This window comes from Methylophaga sp. F-2 (assembly GCF_056859315.1).
Genome location: NZ_JBSXOF010000010.1, coordinates 1 through 18,705, shown reverse-complemented (window position 1 = coordinate 18,705; position 18,705 = coordinate 1). Strand labels below are relative to the sequence as shown.

The 18,705-nt window shown below is 43.8% G+C and carries 21 protein-coding genes; 11 read left to right on the top strand and 10 right to left on the bottom strand.

All coding sequences use genetic code 11. The annotated features are described in order from the left end of the window. Positions 1 to 41 precede the first annotated feature (41 nt). Both AC13DA_RS00930 and hemH read left to right on the top strand, forming a co-directional pair. Positions 42 to 941: a TIGR01777 family oxidoreductase gene (locus AC13DA_RS00930; RefSeq protein WP_284452196.1), complete on the top strand. Its 900-nt coding sequence runs from the start codon at positions 42 to 44 to the stop codon at positions 939 to 941. A 9-nt stretch (positions 942 to 950) separates the two neighbouring features. Beyond that, positions 951 to 1,961 (top strand): ferrochelatase, encoded by a 1,011-nt coding sequence (gene hemH, locus AC13DA_RS00925; protein ID WP_284452195.1) that lies wholly within the window; start codon positions 951 to 953, stop codon positions 1,959 to 1,961. On the opposite strand, the gene AC13DA_RS00920 is transcribed toward hemH, so the two are convergent. The 3 genes from AC13DA_RS00920 to flgA all read right to left on the bottom strand — a co-directional run bounded on the left by AC13DA_RS00920 (position 1,958) and on the right by flgA (position 3,526). Beyond that, positions 1,958 to 2,446, bottom strand: a complete 489-nt coding sequence (locus AC13DA_RS00920; protein WP_007146881.1) for a flagella synthesis protein FlgN — start codon at positions 2,444 to 2,446, stop codon at positions 1,958 to 1,960. The genes hemH and AC13DA_RS00920 overlap by 4 nt on opposite strands. 13 nt (positions 2,447 to 2,459) lie before the next feature. Beyond that, positions 2,460 to 2,762 carry a flagellar biosynthesis anti-sigma factor FlgM gene (gene flgM / locus AC13DA_RS00915; protein WP_284452194.1) on the bottom strand — a complete coding sequence of 101 codons (303 nt, stop codon included), beginning with the start codon at positions 2,760 to 2,762 and terminating at the stop codon, positions 2,460 to 2,462. A gap of 65 nt (positions 2,763 to 2,827) precedes the next feature. Then, complete coding sequence (gene flgA, locus AC13DA_RS00910; protein ID WP_284452193.1) at positions 2,828 to 3,526, bottom strand: flagellar basal body P-ring formation chaperone FlgA; 699 nt, start codon at positions 3,524 to 3,526, stop codon at positions 2,828 to 2,830. 134 nt (positions 3,527 to 3,660) lie between these two features. Between flgA and AC13DA_RS00905 the strand changes: the two genes are divergently transcribed. Beyond that, a complete protein-coding gene (locus AC13DA_RS00905) occupies positions 3,661 to 4,581 on the top strand; it encodes a chemotaxis protein CheV (RefSeq protein ID WP_007146884.1) in 921 nt (306 codons plus the stop codon). Positions 4,582 to 4,612: 31 nt separating this feature from the next. Here the strand turns inward: AC13DA_RS00905 and AC13DA_RS00900 are convergent, their stop codons facing one another. From AC13DA_RS00900 to AC13DA_RS00885, 4 genes are read right to left on the bottom strand one after another with little or no spacing between them, the layout of a single operon-like run. Further along, the gene (locus tag AC13DA_RS00900) at positions 4,613 to 5,746 is read right to left on the bottom strand and encodes a DUF4340 domain-containing protein (RefSeq protein ID WP_284452192.1); all 1,134 of its coding nucleotides are present in this window, start codon (positions 5,744 to 5,746) and stop codon (positions 4,613 to 4,615) included. A 38-nt stretch (positions 5,747 to 5,784) separates the two neighbouring features. Further along, a complete protein-coding gene (locus AC13DA_RS00895) occupies positions 5,785 to 7,698 on the bottom strand; it encodes a Gldg family protein (RefSeq protein WP_284452191.1) in 1,914 nt (637 codons plus the stop codon). A 15-nt stretch (positions 7,699 to 7,713) separates the two neighbouring features. Beyond that, positions 7,714 to 8,454, bottom strand: a complete 741-nt coding sequence (locus AC13DA_RS00890; protein ID WP_007146887.1) for an ABC transporter permease subunit — start codon at positions 8,452 to 8,454, stop codon at positions 7,714 to 7,716. Next, a complete protein-coding gene (locus AC13DA_RS00885; protein ID WP_284452190.1) occupies positions 8,454 to 9,401 on the bottom strand; it encodes an ABC transporter ATP-binding protein in 948 nt (315 codons plus the stop codon). Before AC13DA_RS00885 ends, AC13DA_RS00890 begins: the two co-directional genes overlap by 1 nt. Positions 9,402 to 9,569: 168 nt before the next feature. Between AC13DA_RS00885 and AC13DA_RS00880 the strand changes: the two genes are divergently transcribed. Next, positions 9,570 to 10,625 carry a DUF2333 family protein gene (locus AC13DA_RS00880; protein ID WP_007146889.1) on the top strand — a complete coding sequence of 352 codons (1,056 nt, stop codon included), beginning with the start codon at positions 9,570 to 9,572 and terminating at the stop codon, positions 10,623 to 10,625. A gap of 132 nt (positions 10,626 to 10,757) precedes the next feature. Continuing rightward, positions 10,758 to 11,165 carry a c-type cytochrome gene (locus tag AC13DA_RS00875; protein WP_284452188.1) on the top strand — a complete coding sequence of 136 codons (408 nt, stop codon included), beginning with the start codon at positions 10,758 to 10,760 and terminating at the stop codon, positions 11,163 to 11,165. 51 nt (positions 11,166 to 11,216) lie between these two features. On the opposite strand, the gene AC13DA_RS00870 is transcribed toward AC13DA_RS00875, so the two are convergent. Further along, entirely contained in the window at positions 11,217 to 12,557 is a 1,341-nt protein-coding gene (locus tag AC13DA_RS00870) for an OprO/OprP family phosphate-selective porin (RefSeq protein WP_284452187.1), read from the bottom strand. 120 nt (positions 12,558 to 12,677) lie between these two features. Between AC13DA_RS00870 and AC13DA_RS00865 the strand changes: the two genes are divergently transcribed. Continuing rightward, the gene (locus AC13DA_RS00865; protein WP_007146892.1) at positions 12,678 to 13,748 is read left to right on the top strand and encodes a substrate-binding domain-containing protein; all 1,071 of its coding nucleotides are present in this window, start codon (positions 12,678 to 12,680) and stop codon (positions 13,746 to 13,748) included. Here the strand turns inward: AC13DA_RS00865 and moaC are convergent. Next, positions 13,745 to 14,221, bottom strand: a complete 477-nt coding sequence (gene moaC, locus AC13DA_RS00860) for a cyclic pyranopterin monophosphate synthase MoaC (RefSeq protein ID WP_007146893.1) — start codon at positions 14,219 to 14,221, stop codon at positions 13,745 to 13,747. The genes AC13DA_RS00865 and moaC overlap by 4 nt on opposite strands. A gap of 47 nt (positions 14,222 to 14,268) precedes the next feature. On the opposite strand from moaC, the gene moaD reads away from it, so the two are divergent. From moaD to AC13DA_RS00845, 3 genes are read left to right on the top strand one after another with little or no spacing between them, the layout of a single operon-like run. Next, complete coding sequence (moaD, locus tag AC13DA_RS00855) at positions 14,269 to 14,496, top strand: molybdopterin converting factor subunit 1 (RefSeq protein WP_007146894.1); 228 nt, start codon at positions 14,269 to 14,271, stop codon at positions 14,494 to 14,496. A gap of 1 nt (position 14,497) precedes the next feature. Beyond that, on the top strand, positions 14,498 to 14,935 hold the full coding sequence (locus tag AC13DA_RS00850; protein ID WP_007146895.1) for a molybdenum cofactor biosynthesis protein MoaE: 438 nt from the start codon (positions 14,498 to 14,500) through the stop codon (positions 14,933 to 14,935). Between the two features lie 18 nt (positions 14,936 to 14,953). Further along, positions 14,954 to 15,349 (top strand): MAPEG family protein, encoded by a 396-nt coding sequence (locus AC13DA_RS00845; protein WP_273178740.1) that lies wholly within the window; start codon positions 14,954 to 14,956, stop codon positions 15,347 to 15,349. A gap of 2 nt (positions 15,350 to 15,351) precedes the next feature. Here the strand turns inward: AC13DA_RS00845 and ubiD are convergent, their stop codons facing one another. Next, positions 15,352 to 16,824, bottom strand: coding sequence for a 4-hydroxy-3-polyprenylbenzoate decarboxylase (gene ubiD / locus AC13DA_RS00840; protein WP_284452186.1), 1,473 nt, complete (start codon positions 16,822 to 16,824; stop codon positions 15,352 to 15,354). Between the two features lie 214 nt (positions 16,825 to 17,038). On the opposite strand from ubiD, the gene AC13DA_RS00835 reads away from it, so the two are divergent. Together AC13DA_RS00835 and AC13DA_RS00830 are read left to right on the top strand one after the other, a co-directional pair. Beyond that, on the top strand, positions 17,039 to 18,202 hold the full coding sequence (locus AC13DA_RS00835) for a sterol desaturase family protein (protein WP_284452185.1): 1,164 nt from the start codon (positions 17,039 to 17,041) through the stop codon (positions 18,200 to 18,202). Between the two features lie 73 nt (positions 18,203 to 18,275). Continuing rightward, positions 18,276 to 18,542, top strand: coding sequence for a DksA/TraR family C4-type zinc finger protein (locus AC13DA_RS00830; protein WP_007146900.1), 267 nt, complete (start codon positions 18,276 to 18,278; stop codon positions 18,540 to 18,542). The last annotated feature ends 163 nt before the right edge of the window (positions 18,543 to 18,705 follow it).

Genomic DNA, 18,705 nt, shown 5'->3' with positions numbered 1-18,705 from the left:
AAAAATGTGAAGGTCTGGCGAAGATTATTAAGGACATCAATATGCATTATCTAATTACTGGTGGTACAGGACTCATTGGCTCATCACTCTGCCAGCATCTCTTAACATCGGGTAATGATGTCACTGTTCTAAGCCGAGACAGACAAAAAGTCTACAACCTCTTCAGTGACAAGGTAAAAGCCGTAGAATCTCTTGATGAAATCGATCAGAAACATGCTGTAGATATTGTCATTAATCTTGCCGGTGAACCTATTGCGAATAAGAGATGGAGTGAAAAACAAAAAACAATTTTGGAAAAAAGCCGAATCGACTTGACCAGAAATTTAGTCAACTGGATAAAAAGTCTTCAGCAAAAGCCACATACATTAATCAGCGGCTCAGCCGTTGGCTGGTATGGCGATCAGGGGGCTCAACCGTTGACTGAGGATAGTGGTTACAAAAGTGACTATGCTCACGAACTTTGTGAGAATTGGGAGCAGGCCGCATTAGCCGCTGCGGATGATGTCAGAGTCTGTATCATTCGTACCGGACTCGTTCTGAGCATGGATGGTGGTGTTCTTCAACGTATGCTATTACCCTTTAGACTCGGGTTTGGCTGCACGCTCGGAGATGGACACCAGTTTATGCCATGGATTCATATTACTGACATCGTTCAACTTATTATTTATATCAGCCAGAATCCTTCAGCAACAGGGGTATTCAATGCTACAGCTCCTCATCCGGTCACAAATAAAACGTTTACCCACACTCTGGCCGAGCAGCTACATCGCCCCACATTCCTAAAAGCACCCGAATCAATTTTAAAATTGGCATTAGGTGAAATGTCTCAACTTTTATTAGGGGGGCAAAGAGCGTATCCGGAAAAAGCCAAGGAAATTGGTTATCAATTCCAATATACTGAGCTAGATAATGCTCTCTACAATCTTTTGAATAAACCGTAAACTAATCCTATGACAAAACGTGCCATCTTATTAGCTAACCTTGGTTCTCCTGACGCACCTACGACAACAGCCGTACGCCGATACCTTAATCAGTTTTTAATGGATCCATATGTGATTCAACTGCCCTGGATACTACGCAGGATGATTGTCAGCCTGTTTGTCTTGCCCACTCGGCCAAAGGCATCAGCAGAAGCCTATCAAAGTGTATGGATGCCTGAAGGTTCTCCGCTAATCGTTTTATCAGAAAAGTTGAAAAATGCACTTCAGGCTAGACTAACAATGCCTGTAGAAATGGCAATGCGTTATGGCAATCCTAGTATTGAACAGCAGCTATTAAAAATTACCGCAGATAAATCGATAGAAGAAGTACTCTATATCCCACTTTACCCGCATTACGCAGACAGCACGGTGACCACATCTATAGAGGAAGCTAAGCGTGTTATCAAAAAACATGGATTAGATATTACGCTGACGATCATCCCCCCCTTTTACGATCACCCTCAATACATAGAAGCTTTAGTGACCAGTACTCAGCCTTATCTCGAACAACCTTATGACCACGTGGTATTTAGTTATCATGGGTTGCCCGAGTCACATATCACTAAATTGGATAGTTCGGGTTCACACTGTCTAAAACAGAATAATTGCTGCCAGGGCAGTCATCCCGCTCATAAAACCTGCTATCGACATCAGGTCATGAGAACCACTGAATGTTTCGCCTCGCAAGCCGGTTTAGAAAAACAGCGTTATTCCGTCGCATTCCAGTCTAGATTAGGCCGGGCAAAATGGTTAGGACCAAATACAGAAGACACCTTGCGAGATTTAGCTCAACAAGGTGCAAAACATGTCATGGTTTTATGTCCGGCATTTGTCACCGATTGTCTCGAAACATTAGAAGAAATTGCCATTCGTGGCGAAGAAGTCTTTAAAGAAGCCGGCGGCGAGAAATTGACGCTCATTCCATGTATGAATGATGATCCGGCATGGGTAAATGTGCTAGCAGATTGGTGTCAAAATTAGACGCGACCAATTAAAGGTTGTCTGACAACTTGGCTGGTATATTCACCACCGGGTCCGTAAGCGCCAGTTTCGGGATCGCGTCCACGGAGAATAGATAAAGCCCTGACCAAATATTGCCGGTTTACATTGATAATGCCACCGTTTATTTGATTAAACTCCCGGCAAGTTTTTGCCACTTCACGAAGCCGTGATACCTGCATAGACATACGAGTTGCGTCGGCTTCTTCCTGGTTTGCAATAAAGGCCTCTAAACCAGACTTTCCTGCTGGGAAACCGACAGCAGACAGTAACTGCTCACGCTGTCGGGCAAGTTGCTCCAGCTTTAACAGGTACGGCTGTTTGAGTTTGGTTATTTCAGAGACTTTATCAACATCTGAAATTTTTAACGCATCGCGTTCCTGCTTTAACAGGCTTGCAAGTGCAGTACTATTGCTGATTTCAGATTGTAAAATCGTACTCAGCTGCTGCATGGCATTCATTGACATGAGGATGTCCTTTCTACAGGTTACCCTCAAAATCAATCATTTTTCGTGCCAACTGTTGACTGTCCACCTGATAAGTGCCGTTATCAATTGCCGCTTTAATACTATCGACTTTAGCCTGATTCACAGTAGGGACATCAGCTAAGCTTTTTTCTACCTGTGACAGTGTATCGCTTAAACTCACTTTATCACTTTCCGTGTTTGGGCTTGATGTTGTCACTGACGTTGATTTTTCTGCCGTCTCATTGCGTTCACCTACATTTCGTGACGGGTTATATTCCGTCTGAGATGGTGGTTTAATACTATTAATATCAGACATATAAGCTGTCTCCGTTTATCTTATGTTTGTTGTATCGGCAGCAAAGAAAGAAAGTTGAGAATTTTTTACATTGTCACCTGAACAATGCCTGGCGCCTGTACGACACCTTCTACCACCCGGTTTGAAGAATTATTTTTTACTTTAATTTTATCACCTAAAACGGCATCTTCCATCGCCATGCCATTCATCCTCACTTCCATAGATCCTGCTTGAGCAACAAGTATGACTTGTTCACCTCGCTGAACGACTTTCTGTTGTTTGAGACTACGTGGAGTCAGCGCTGTTCCCATAGCAACGGGATACTTTAACTGTTGACCCAATACCTTGTTAGTTGAAAGTAAAAAACCTTGCCGTAAGTCACTAATATCCTGCATAACAATTTTAACATCGGATGCTTTCAAAGTCTGATTTGCTGCCAACGCTTTCGCTGCCACAACGACAGGGCGCATGACTTTGACTTGAACAGCTACGTATACAGTCCACTCTATTGGCGCAAGACAGCGGATGCCGATAGTTCTTTTTCCAACTGTATTAGCATTGGATGTAGAAAAAGCTTCTAAATCACCAGAACAGGCTTGCAGTCGTAAGCGTTTATCCATAGCATCAACAATCACTTGAGGATTGTCGTAATAGGCTTGTGCATCGTTCATGGCAAAAACGTAAGCAGTTTGCTCAATTCCGGCTAAAGCTTGTAAAGATTCGGCATTTACAGAAGGCGTCAAAAAAACGACACTTAGAAAGCATAAAAAAAATCTACGAATCATGCGAGTTTACCTAATATGTGAGGTTAAAAAACTTCTTGATTTCAATGCTGCAAGTTATATGCCTAGACTCAATCGCAAAAACTCAAGACTTGTTAAGCATTGCCGATAGCATCATTAAGTATAGAGGAGTCAACATGAGCAGCATTATTGATGGTGTAGACCAACGTACCAACCTTGCCGGTACGAATCGTCTGGAGTTATTGTTATTTCGTCTAGGCACCGCTCAGCTTTACGGCATTAACGTTTTTAAAGTTCGTGAAGCGATTGCTTGTCCGGCCTTAACCAAGCTTCCACAATCTCATCCTAATATTAAAGGTATGGCCTCTATACGTGGACAAACAGTCAGCATTGTTGATTTATCACAAAGCATCGGACGTCGACCTATACAAGATATGGCAGAGAGTTTTGTCATCCTCGCCGAATATAACCGTTCTGTTCAAGGATTTTTAGTCACCTCTGTTGAACGTATTATTAATATCAGTTGGTCTGATGTATTACCGCCACCAGCAGCATCAGGTGCCAGCAGTTATCTGACTGCTATTACCAAATTTGAAGACAAGTTAGTCCAGATTATTGATGTTGAGCAAGTTTTAGCCGAGGTGATGGGTATTCAGGCTGACGTATCTTCTGAGTTAGTCAATAATTATTCTGAACATAACCAAGAGATACGACAACATATTCTGGTGGTTGATGACTCCAGTGTGGCCAGAAATCAGATTAAACGCACGCTTGAGCAAATTGGCTTAGAAATTACCTTAGCTAAAAATGGTAAGGAAGCTCTGGATATGCTCAAGGCGTGGAAAGCGAATGGTGAAGATATCTATGAAAAAATCGCCTTAATGATATCCGATATCGAAATGCCAGAGATGGATGGTTATACACTGACATCTGAAGTTAGAAATGACCCGGCAATGAAGAGCTTGCCAATTCTATTACATACCTCAATGAGCGGCACATTTAATCAGGCACTGGTTTCAAAAGTCGGTGCAGATAAATTTATCCCTAAATTTTCTGCTGATGAACTAGCGGCGGCAGTACAGTCAATGCTGAAATAAAAAAAGGCTCTTTTCAGAGCCTTTTTTATGCCTAGCGGAGTGGTCCAAAACCATTTAAATCAGCCGGCATTGGGATAACATTATTTTTTTCTGTAACAATATCCGCTTTCGATCTCATCAGATTTGTCCCTGTAAAACCACTGACACGATATACCCAGTCAGACAGTTTTTTATTTAAGGCTTCAGCTTCAGTTTTGACTTGTTCTTCTGATTTCAGCACATCAAGCGCTTTAATATCATCAGATGCTTCGCTGATCAGTTCCGGCTGATAATCCGCAGATAACGTTGTGTAGTAGAAACCATCAATAAATGACGTTTTGGTGGTTATCACCAAACCGTCAAATGTAATAAACCGCGCAATGACCACGTCCGCGTCGCCCCGATTAAAATCTTTTTTCGGTAACACGTCTTCCATACGCAACTGGTGTAATGATCCCGCTATGTCGTACCCCAACTGAGGATATTTAAATACGGTTTTTTCACCCGACTCAGGTGTGCCAAATTTGTCTTTTTTGCCTAAATTTACCAGCGTAGCAATATCACCATTAGGCTGAATAATTTCCACCCGAGCAATACGTTCACGCGCTAAATCAATAACCTGACTATCAATCCAGTTCAACATCACTGGACTAATCAGCAAGTAGCCTTCGGCTAACCAGCTTTGCTCGTCACCTACACGCCTGACATAAAACTGTTTAGGGCCAGCACTGGCGACAGTCACGTCACGTTGCTTACCTAATAGTAAGCCTGCAATGTCATTATCTCCATGCTTTAACAACACTTTGATCGAATCACCATCAGGCGTTTCAGGCTTAGCGCCATCCACGCCCAGCACAGCATATTGCTCTGGATTAGAGGTCTTTTTCTCCATCAGCTTTGCTTCTGATAGATCAATCAACATACGCTTCACTTCATCAAAGTTTGCTGGATAGTTGTAGTGATCAGGAATAAACCAGTCTTCCCCTTCTCGATGCAGTGAAAACTGATCTTCACCACTGCTGAATTGAATATTATCTACCTGACTCAATTCACTGAATAAATCAGGAAACAACAATCCATAATCATCATCATTATCATCAGTTCGATAAATGGTTACTAACATCAGCAATACCATCACGACTGTAATAATGAAAAGAATAGTCAAACTGTTGAATTTTTTTGTCATGTTATAAACCTATTATCGAGTCGACTAAAACAGCATCGTTATTGCTGGCTACGTGCTTTATTGCGTTTCCGGATACGCATCCAGCCAGTGAAAACCGCTAATAATCCGACTAATATCGGTACCAAACCTATATTGAAAAACTTCAGCTGTGCATCAAGTTTATCAATATCTTTACGCAAGTTAGCCTGTACATCACGAAGTTGTTGCTGAGTCTTATTGGCGGTCAGACGGAATTCAGCAATTTCCTTTTGTTGCTCAGGAGATAATATTTGTTGTCCTGAACCACTACGCTGGACTTGCATACGGGCGATACGTTGCTGCGTTTCTTTCAGCTTGTTCTGTAATTCACGCTCTTTGGTACGGAAGCGTTTTTCGGCATCACGTTGCAGCTCAATTACCTTGTAAAAAGGTCTGGAAAAACCTGCTCGGGAACGGATACTGATTAACCCTTCACTGCCAGTCATATCCTCAATAGCATTAATCAGTAAATCAATGTTATTTGATGTATTAAAGGCTAATTGCTTGCCATAAAAGTCCTGAGTTTCGACCCAAAAACGATCATCCAGCATATCGACATCAGCAATGGCGATAACATCAATATCACTCTTAGCTTTATCTAAATGGCCTGGCATTTTTTTCAACTCACCAGACACCGTTTTCGCGCCATCAGGGAACGCTGTTTTTACCTCGCCTTGGGCGCGGATAGCCATTGGATAACTAATTGTCCCCGGTTGATATTTGGTCAACAGGGCAACAGGATCATTACGGAATTGAACCACCCGCTTATCCACCAGCATCGCTTCGTTGCTTGATGAGAATAAAGGCGTAATTTTTGTGGTATGACCATCCAGAATCTCAAAACGCCCTGGAGTGGCAACATTCAATTGACGTAAAGCTGAGGTGATACGCTCATCTTTATTAAAGTTGCCTTTGGTCAACTTCTGCCAGAGTACATAATCGATGGGCTGATAATCTGTCTTAGCACCGAAATCCACTTTCGTTGCGGTTTTACGATCCGCTACGACATCAGTATTGGAACGCTTAAAGCCCCATGCCTCAAATAATTCATCCATATTTGAGCTGCGAGGCGCCAACATGGCACTCATTGGATTGTCCGGATCCTTTTTCGGCTTATCGACTTCTGCGTAAGGGTCAACAAAGGTAATCAACTTACCACCAGCCAACACGTACTGATCGATCGCATAGAGCGTACTTTCAGACAGCTCTTTGGGATGAATCACCACTAATGCATCCATACTTGAGGGAATACGGCGAACGTCGGTAGGTAGCATAGAGACATTAAACATCTGACGTAACTCAGCCATCATGGCCCAAGGTTTGGCACCATCAGCAGAGGCGACTTCACCTTTTAAAGGATCGTACTGCTCACCATCAACTTCCAGAGAGCTAATCACCCCCACCGTTTTTCTGTTGTTGTTAGACAGTTTGTATATCAATTTTGTCAGATCATATTCCAGCGTATCTTCTTTTTCTGGCTGAAAGAAAGGAATCGTTTCAACACCATCTACTTCATTGGTACCTGCCAAACCAAAATATAATGGATCTGATTCGCCATCAATCGGCACAGACTGCAAACCATATTGATCAGCACGCTGTTCATCGGATGAAAAAGGTTCTGGGTTCATTACAAACAAACGAATCTTGCCATTCGAAGCTCGTTGATATTCAAGCAATAGTTCCTGAACACGTTGTGCATAGGATTTCAAACTAGGCAACGCCTGAGCTGCTTTTTCTGTGTAGTAAAAACGCAGACTAATCGGCTCTTTCATCGATTTGAGAATGTTAACCGTGCCATCGGATAAGGTGTAAAGATTATCCTCAGTCAAATCAACACGTGCTGATTTGAAGTTGCCATTGACCACAATATTGAATGATACAAACAGAATGATGGCCAGAATCAGACCTGTTGCAGATAATAGTTGTTTATTCATCGTCGCAATTCTCTCCTAGTCAGCCTTACGAGCATTGACGATAAGGGCGTTAGCAAACAGCCAGATAACGATTAATGAAATGAAATACATCATATCTCGCATATCAATTACGCCTTTGCTGATAGCGTCAAAATGGGTCAAGAAACTAAACGAGCTCACTGTTTCCACTAATGTCTTAGGTGCCCAGCCGCTGAAAAAGTCAATGACGATACCATAGCCGCTCAGTACAAATACCAAGCTAATAATCAGGCTAATCACAAAGGCAATCACCTGATTTTTGGTAATCGCTGAGATACATGAGCCAATGGCCAGAAAACCGCCCGCCATTAATAAACTGCCTAAGAAACTCGCCACAATGACACCATTATCAGGATTACCCAGATAATTCACGGTAATCCACAATGGAAAATTCAAAAACAACGCTAAGCCAGTAAACGCCCAGGCCGCGAGGAATTTACCAATAACGGCTTCAAAAACAGAAACAGGTAAGGTCATCAATAACTCAATTGAGCCACTCTTACGTTCTTCGGCCCATAAACGCATTGATATGGCCGGAATCAACAAGATGTATAACCATGGATGCATGGAGAAGAAAGGATAAAGGTCGGCTTCACCACGTTCGAAAAAGTTACCAACATAGAATGTTGAAAAGCCGGTTAACAACAAAAAAATGATAATGAAAACATAAGCCACCGGTGTAGCAAAATAGCCATTAAACTCACGTTTCATAATGAACCAGATATTACGCATATTCATCAGTTTTTGGCTCCCGTACTAGGCATGGTAATACTACGGAAAACTTCATCCAGGCGACCTGCTTCCGTATGCAAGGCATCAATGCTCCAGCCATTCTCACGAATTTTCTCTGATAAGTCGGCGGTAATTTGCTGTCCATCTTTTGGATAGACTCTGAAGCCAGCCCCTTCCACAGGTTCAACTTGAGCAACAAACGGCAATGAGTTCAAGAAGGTCTCGAATGCCTTTTGTTCGACATTAGCGACATTGACCACAACGGCATGGTAATAACGTGATTTTGATTCCAGTTGTTGAGGTGTGCCGTCAAACTTCACTTTACCGTTAGCAATAACGACGTTACGCGTACACAGAGCGTGTACTTCTTCGAGAATATGGGTAGAGATGATAATGGCTTTATCTTCCGCCATTTCGTTAATTAATGTTCTGACTTCGTGTTTTTGATTCGGATCGAGACCATCTGTAGGTTCATCAAGAATTAACACGGGCGGATTATGCAAAATAGACTGAGCCAGACCAACACGACGCTTGTACCCTTTCGACAGGGTTTCAATCGGTTGATACATGACATTGGTAATTCTTGCCCGCTCAGCTGCACTGTCGACAGCACGACGTCTGTCAGCCCCTTTAATACCTCGAATTTCAGCAATAAACTTCAGGAAACTATCCGGCGTCATATCCGCGTAAGCCGGTGCCCCCTCAGGAAGATATCCTAAATGTGCTTTCACCGAAATAGGGTCTGTCAGCACGTCATAACCACAAACTCTTACCGTACCTCTTGTCGGTGTCAAAAACCCGGTAATCATTTTCATCGTCGTTGATTTGCCGGCACCATTTGGGCCTAAAAACCCTAGCACTTCGCCTTTACTGACAGAAAATGACACACCATCAACGGCTTTGATCGCACCAAAATATTTGGCCAGATCATCGATCTCAATTCTCAATGTCATAACAAAAGCGTCCCCCGCTTCCTAATCATTTTTGCAAACCTGTCATTATTCTGAGGTGAAGCAATTTAAGTCAAGCTTGAATTGTCTTTCATCAACCCCATTGTCTTAAAGATTCATAGCGCATAAGCTGTCACATAACACTCCCACTTATTCAGATATGAGATGTCAATGAAACGCTTAACACATAAAATCCGTGATTTCGGCTGGTCAGTCAGCGACAGTTTTGCCGATACCACAACTCGTCAACGTATCATTAAGACCACCGGCGTCATCATAGGTGTGATTGCATCCATTATGGTCATTCTGATGGTGTGGTGGAGCATCGCCCCCAGTGAATTTGACCCCACTGAAAATGCCAGAATTATGGCATCTCAACAGCAACAACAACTGGTAACCGGTTATACATCCACAGCGACACTCATCACACTCGCTGAAAAGCTACTGGATAAACCGGGTGGCTACTTGAGCAATGATGTCATGCCACCATCCGTGTGGATGGACAATATCCCTCGCTGGGAGTTCGGCGTGCTGGTGCAGATTCGTGATTTTGCTCGGGTCTTGCGCAATGACATCAGTCGTTCACAATCACAATCACGTGAAGATGAGGATCTGGCGATTGCTGAACCTCAGTTTAACTTTAATTCCAACTCCTGGTTATTCCCGCCCACTGAACGTGAATACCGTGCGGGCATTAAGTCTCTTAAATCCTACTTAGCCAGATTGAGCAGTAATCAGGATGATGCTCAATTTTATGCCAGGGCCGATAACTTAGTCGCCTGGTTATCCGTGGCAGAAAAACGTCTTGGTAGCTTGTCACAGCGCTTAACCGCCAGTGTAGGTCAGGTCCGGATTAATACTGACTTAGCCGGTGATGCTGAGGCGCTGCAATCAACCCCTTTAGCAGATGAAGTGGTGACAAAAACGCCTTGGAATAAAATCGACGACGTATTCTACGAAGCGCGAGGAACAACCTATGCCCTCATCCATTTATTGAAAGCCGTCGAATATGATTTTTCTGATGTCTTAAGGAAGAAAAACGCTCTAGTCAGCCTTCGTCAGATCATTCGCGAACTGGAAGCCACACAGGAGCCGGTGTTAAGTCCGGTCATTTTGAATGGGAATGGGTTTGGCTTATTCGCTAATCATTCATTAGTGATGGCTTCTTACGTGTCTCGGGCCAATGCGGCTTTGATCGATTTAAGAGATCTGTTAAATCGAGGATAAATCCTACAAAAGAAGGGTATTTGACTTATATATCAGGGCAAATCACCCAACCAGGTCAGAAAATAACATCTTATTATTGAATTATCCGGCCCCGGAACAGGGGCTGGAAGTTCAGATTTAATGGAGATGTTCATGTTGTTTCAACTTAAATCAATTAAGCCAGTTTTGCTTTCAGCAACACTGCTGCTTATTTCAGCACCATCAGTTTTTGCTGATGACAAACCTTACACCGTAACGAATGGCAATGAACTTGATGCCTCAAGCTATGCTGGCTTCAAACTGTATAGAAACTTCTGCGCCCGCTGTCATGGCACCTATGGTCAAGGTATGGTTGGGCCTAATCTGGCTGAAAGCCTGAATGTGATTTCGAAAGAGGAATTTTTTAATACGGTAGAGCATGGAAAAACGGGCACTATCGGCAGCATGCCGGCCTGGTCATCAAATGCAAAAGTCATGAAAGGCAGAGAAGACATTTATAACTATCTTAAAGCCAGAGCAGACGGCGCAATTGGCGAAGTAAAACCTAAAAAAGCCAATTAAAACCAGAAATAGCATTGAGGGCTGTAAACAGCCCTCAATAGTTAAGTTATCTTAGAACGCCCATTGGCTTCGAACCTGAAATACGGATGGTTCATCATTATCATTCGGTCCACCATCGACTTCCAGCACGTCCACATAGTTAGCAGAGAAACGTAATGTTGGTGTTGGATACCAGTTCACACCATACGTCATTGCATCCGCTTCCCCACCATCAATACCTGCATCACTTAAATCAAGCGAGCTATAGCGCAAGGCCAGCTCCCAAGCACCATAACCACCTTCACCGACAATCGAGCTTGGTTTCACGCCACCCATCACACCATTTTTGTATTGGCGGGTCTCGCCGGTCAGGATATAACCCGCTTGCAGATACCAGCCATCAAAGTCGGCATCTTTACCGTTATTGCGATTCACCTTTGTGGTGATATATTCACCTTGTACAGAGTATGGCCCGTGACCAGCAGCCAGTTCAGCACCGATATTATAAAAATCTGCGACTGAAGTAATATCTCCGGTATCAATAATGCTTACACCAGATACATGTGATTCGGCCTCACTATCGAAGCCCACTTTTCCACTATCGTCAGTATCACGGTAGTTAAGGCCAAGACCTAAATGCACAAAATGCACACCATCGTTAATGGGAGCCCAGGTACCACGAGCCGTTGCCCCCCAGCCTTCATCATTTTGACCACCTTTATTAGTGATGGAATCACCGAAGATGCCTGTCGCCCATGACCAGTGCGTTGTTTCATTACTCGCCATGATTCCCATCTTTCTTCCTGAAGAAAAAGCGTTAGGCAGCGCGCGTTCCATAAATAATGTGTTATTTGCACTGGTCAGATAATCTAAGCTGAACGGTGTTTTAAAATTACCGACAGTGATATCCATTGGCTCAAAGCCTGTATAGGCCAGGTAAGCATCCGTTATCCCCCTGCCATTTGACCCGGTACTGGCAAAATCATATTCGAGCTTAAAGTCCCACACGTTATACATTGTGCCCGAATAAGAAATCCTGGCACGGCGAAATTCTGAACCATCCCCCATTTCAGGTTGACCACTATAGCTTGCCGCATCGGCTTGTAAGCGACCACCTAACTTACTTTCAAACTTACCGTCACGGGTCTTAACACCAATCCCTCCCTTGACGGTGACTTCAACATCTGAAGGCTTGGTCGCTTCAGCGAGTTTGGCATCGACTTGTTGTTTTTCTTGTTTTGCCTGAGCCTGATTTTGTTTTAATTCTGCCATCAAGCGACCATACTGGTCATCATTGACCATACCGTTTTCATGCAGCATATTAATCAGAGTTTCAATTTCAGATCCCGCATAGGCAGGACCCGATAATGCCGCCAGAACACCGGCAGCCAGCAGGCTTCTCTTTATCGTCATGTTCTTCTCCTTGTCTGAATTTTTAACACTACATAGCTGCAAAACAGCTTGTAATCTTAGTTAGCGGTTAAAAGGCGCTTATCATGACAGTTTTGTTACAACAATTACCCGATGTAAATCATGGAAATTAAAATAGACTTTCACTGGCAACTGACCCAGCACGGAAAACCGCATCACATTGATGACATTCTGTTTCAGATGCTGGAAGCCATTCAGCAAGAAGGATCGTTAAAACAAGCCACCGACAAACTTGGCGTGTCATATCGCTTTGCCTGGGGTTTATTGAATAAATGGGAAGCCCTGCTGGGGCAGCCCTTGGTCATTCTCGAACGAGGTCGTGGCGCCAGATTGGCTGTGGTCGGAGAAAAGCTAATGCATGCGAACCGGCATCTCAGCGCCTCATTTTCTCCGGAATTGGATAACTTTTCCACAGAATTGAAACGTGAATTTGAAGCCATATTAGATCATAGCCCCCGCGATACATTTAAAATTTTTACCAGTCATGGTCTAGCCGTTGGTGCACTGAAAGAATTACTCGATCAGCAATCTGACTTTTTATTGGATTTACATTTTCACGGCAGTCAGGAAAGTCTGAAAGCATTAAAAGCTGGTGATTGTCATATTGCAGGCTTCCATCTTCCGATTGGCGAGTTAAGACGTCACTTAATGAGCGACTATTTAAAACTGCTTGATGAAAAACAACATCAATTGATCTATGTGGTTCGTCGTAATCAAGGTCTGATGGTTACTAGGGACAACCCGAAACACATCAACGATCTCAGCTCGCTGACTCAGGATGGAGTCACTTTTATCAACCGGCAAACGGGGTCGGCCACCCGCACGTTATTTGATCAACTTCTTGTAGCGAATGCTATTTCCAGTGACCATATTAAAGGCTATTCACATGAAGAGTTCACACACATGGCAGTGGCAGCCATGGTGGCTAGTGGTGCTGCCGATATTGGCTTCGGTATCGCTCCCATTGCCGATAAATTCAATCTGGAGTTTATCCCCTTGGTATGGGAACACTACTGCTTGGCAGTACCGCAGCTATTAGTGGATGACCCAAGAGTACAGGCCATTATCAGTTTATTGAAAAGCCCGTCTTTCCATCGAAAAGTGAAAGATTTTAAAGGCTATGACACAACACGTTCTGGTCAGCTTGTGAGCTTTGATGAAATCTTCGCTTAACTACGCTGCCAGTGCCCGCTTTTCCCACCCGCTTTTTCCAATAGACGAATATTGGTCATCGTCATACCTTTATCAACCGCTTTACACATATCGTAAATGGTCAGAAGCGTGACTTGTACCGCGGTAAGCGCTTCCATTTCTACGCCCGTTTGACCACTGGTTCCCACTGTTGCCCGGCAATGTATGGAAGCTGTTTCACTGTCTAAGACAAAATCGACTGACACCTTGGTCAACGCCAATGGATGACATAATGGCACTAAATCCGCTGTTTTTTTCGCCGCCATAATCCCAGCAATCCGGGCAATCCCTAATACATCGCCTTTTTTATGTCCGCCCTGTTCTACTAAATTAAAGGTCTCCGGTAACATAACGATGGTGCCCTCAGCAATGGCAACACGGTCTGTCGTGGCTTTACCGCCGACATCAACCATATGTGCTTCACCTGCTTGATTAAAATGGGTCAAATCCGTCATCGCAAATGTTATCCTCTAACTTTAAATTAGCTGAAACGATCAACCAGATGAGTATTCAAGTCAAATTTTTTGCCAGTCTTCGAGAAAAACTCGGTCAAGCCGATATGGAACTGACTACTGCCAGTACCGCTCTAGATGCATGGAATCAGGCCACCCAAAATAAGCCTGTGCCGGATAATCTGCTTGTCGCTATCAATTTAGACTACGCAAAACTCAACACACCAGTACAAGACGGCGATGAAGTCGCCTTTTTCCCACCGGTAACCGGAGGCTAATATGGCGAGTTGGGTAAGTGACCATCTTATTGAGCCGTGGCAAATCATTGCTGAGCAACAGTCAGCGCAGAACTTAGCAGGTCAGTATGGCGCAACGGCCAGCTTTATCGGTTCTATGCGAGACTTTAGTGATCGTACTGATATAAAAAAGATGGTGCTTGAACATTACCCAGCGATGACCGCCCGCTACCTGGAAAAGTTAGAAGATATGGCAAGGCAAAAATGGCCATTACTCGATTGTCTGATAGTTCATCGTGTCGGGGAAGTCCATCCCGGAGATGCCATTGTCGTCATTGCTTGCTGGTCAGCGCATCGTCGTGCCGCGCTGGATGCTTGTGACTGGTTAATTGAAGAGCTGAAGTACAAAGCACCGTTCTGGAAAAAAGAGTTTACGAATGAAGGTGGACATTGGGTCACAGGGAACACTGATGGCCACTAACAAACAAGGAAAGTCATTATGATTACAGCATTGTATGCCAGCCTCTGCGCCTTACTGATTGTCAAATTATCACTGGGCGTTATCGCCGTCCGTCGCAAGCATAAAATCGGCTTGGGTGACGGTGGTAATGATGAATTACAAGCCGCTATCCGTGCCCAGGGAAATGCTACCGAATATATTCCCATCACCTTAATTTTGATGTTTCTACTGGAAAATATTGTGGTGTATAACTGGATCATTCACCTTGCCGGCATCACATTGCTAACCGGTCGGATCATTCATGCTATTGGCATCAAAAACCAGGATATAAAAAAGCGTGTTCTTGGCATGAAAATCACGCTTTATCTGATTATTGCCTTATCGATATTAAATATCGTCTATTTTGCTTTAGCCTATTTGATGCCGATCAATTGACTTTAATCGCTACTTAAACCGAGCTCATCCCAGATAGCATCAATGCGTTTGACCACTTCAGCATCTCGCACGATCGGCCGTCCCCATTCTCTATCGGTTTCACCCGGCAGTTTATTGGTGGCATCCATACCCATTTTAGAACCCAGTCCTGAGACCGGCGAAGCAAAGTCTAAATAATCAATGGGTGTATTTTCTACCAGCGTGGTATCCCGGGCAGGATCCATCCGCGTGGTGATCGCCCAAATCACATCTTTCCAGTCTCTTACATTGACATCATCATCCACCACAATCACAAACTTGGTGTACATAAACTGACGCAGGAAAGACCATACCCCCATCATCACGCGTTTGGCATGGCCGGGATACTGTTTTTTCATGCTCACCACAGCCATTCGGTAAGAACAGCCTTCTGGTGGTAGATAGAAATCAACAATTTCTGGAAATTGTTTTTGTAATATCGGCACAAACACTTCATTCAAGGCAACACCAAGAATAGCCGGTTCATCTGGTGGACGACCGGTATAGGTACTGTGGTAAATCGGATTCTGCCGTTGTGTTATTCGTTCGATAGTAAAGACAGGAAAGCTATCCACTTCATTGTAATAACCCGTGTGATCGCCATACGGCCCTTCTGGAGCCTTATCATCGGGATAAATAAAGCCTTCCAGTACAATTTCCGCATTAGCCGGTACTTGTAAATCATTACCCATACATTTGACTAATTCGGTTTTACTGCCACGCAGTAACCCTGCAAAAGCATATTCGGACAAAGTATCAGGCACAGGTGTAACAGCACCTAAAATGGTGGCAGGATCGCAACCCAAAACCACGCTAATAGGAAACGGCTCTCCCGGATGGGTCTGTTGCCATTCTTTAAAATCCAGTGCACCACCACGATGTGATAACCAGCGCATAATCACTCGATTTTTGCCGATGACTTGTTGGCGATAAATGCCCAAGTTCTGCCGTTCCTTGTGCGGGCCTTTGGTCACCACCAGCCCCCAGGTAATTAAAGGCGCGGCATCTTCCGGCCAACATAGTTGGATTGGATACTTTGCCAAATCAATATCATCGCCTTGAAGCACCAACTCCTGACACGCTGCCTTTTTGACTAGCTTGGGTGACATGGTCAGCACTTTTTTAAAGATGGGGAGTTTCTCCCACGCATCTTTCATGCCCTTGGGTGGTTCAGGTTCTTTCAGAAAAGCGAGTAACTTACCGATTTCACGTAAAGCCTCGACAGAGTCTTCTCCCATCCCCATCGCCACTCGTTTGGGTGTACCAAACAGATTCACTAACGCAGGAATATTAGATCCTTTCGGATTTTCAAACAGTAATGCCGGACCACCGGCTCGTAATACGCGATCAGCAATTTCCGTCATTTCCAGTGCAGGATCGACTTCGGTTTTAATCCGTTTTAATTCACCCTGCTGTTCCAGGCCATTGATAAAGTCACGTAAATCGGTGTATTTCATTCAGTTACTCAGTTAACTACAGATTCAAGCTCTGATGAGCTTACGTCAGAATCTTACTGGATAACAAAGATCGGCTAAAGCCATAATACAAAGTATCTATCTAAAACACGCCTTTTTGCTACTCAACTCATATTAGAGTCGTCGCCAAGCATATTGAAGAAATTCAGTAATACCGACATTATGTCCGCCAAGTTTAATAATCTCAGCTCAAATCATGACAGAACATTACCAATATCAATCGAGACAAATTGAAAAAAATCCAGCGAAAGAATTCCGTTTTGGCGAGGGTCGAATTAGCTGTTATTTATCGTTTACACTCAGTGTATTAAGCCTTTTGGCCGTACTGGCCTATCTATATCCAGCTTATTTAACAACCGCCGCTCTGCGCGAGGTCTATGATGCTGAACAGTTACAACAAGTTTTGAAATACGCTATGTATTTCTCATTATTTTTTGCTGTATTGACCTTTGTCTTAAACAAGGGCAAATACAAAGCGTATGGTTTAGGCGCTATCACTTTAACCTTAATCGGCTTTGCTTTAGGTGGTTACAGCATCCCTATCGGTAATGTAGAGCCAAAAGAATTATCTTTGGGCATCGATTGGTTAATCCTGGCCTTTTTGGGTTCCGTTGCTATTTTCATGACAATGGAAAAGCTGTTTCCCAAATATCGAGATCAAGTTATCACCCGCCCTGAGTGGGGAATCGATATGTTTTATTTCTGCTTTAACCATCTGGCTATCTCCGCGATTTTGATTTTTGCCAACTATCATGCCAGCCATTTTGATTGGGCCGTGAATCCATCGGTGCAGTCTGCCGTTCAAGCTATGTCCGTTTGGTTGCAAGTCATATTAATTGTCCTGGCAGCAGACTTTGTATTGTATTGGGAGCATCGGGCCTATCATGAAGTTAAAACTCTCTGGCCTATTCATGCGGTTCATCACTCTGTTGAACATCTGGACTGGTTAGCAGGATCCCGTGGTCATTTTGTGCAGGTATTTTCCGAACGCGCCATGGTAATGATCCCACTCTATTTACTGGGTGCGGATGAGTCGGCATTAAATATATATGTCACCTTTGCTGCTCTTCAGGCCATTCTGATTCACTGTAATGTGGATATTCCTTTTGGCCCCCTCAAGTATCTTTTTGTCACACCACAATTCCATCATTGGCATCACAGCTCAGAGAAACCGGCTATTGATACCAACTACTCAGCTCACACAGTGTTGTTTGATCGCTTATTCGGTACCTATCATCTCCCAGGAATTTACTGGCCTGCCGAATACGGCACAACAGTTCGGCTACCACGACATATTCTCGGACAGACTTGGTACCCGATCTATCGCTGGAAACAACGGCTAGGCAAAAAAGTCTCTTGAATAATGACTATTGGGTCTAAGATAACTTAGGCCTATAATGAAAAATAATTAAATCAGTCAGTTGGAGGTTGTTATGGCTGGAGGATGGTCCCGAGATGGGGCAGTACAAGATCAAATAGATGCCAGTGTTGATGACGCGATTCAACAAGCGCGCTCACGTTTACCACAAGGCGAAAGTCTGACGCATTGTGAAGAATGCGATGCTGAAATACCTGAAGGTCGTCGTAAGGCCATTCCTGGCGTTTACCTGTGCGTGAAATGCCAACAGGAAATAGATAACGAAAATAAAGCCGCTAGTATGTTTAACCGGCGAGGCAGTAAAGACAGTCAACTACGCTGAGTAGAAATGTACTCAAATAAAAGGGTATACGGATTTAATGGTTGATGGGGCACCTTCACCCCATCAATCTGATACCACCCTCAGATGGTTGATAGATCGACTCCGTAGTTGAGTTCCTCTGCGAAGTCCGGCAGTCCGTAACCGATGGTTTTCTTGTAGAAAG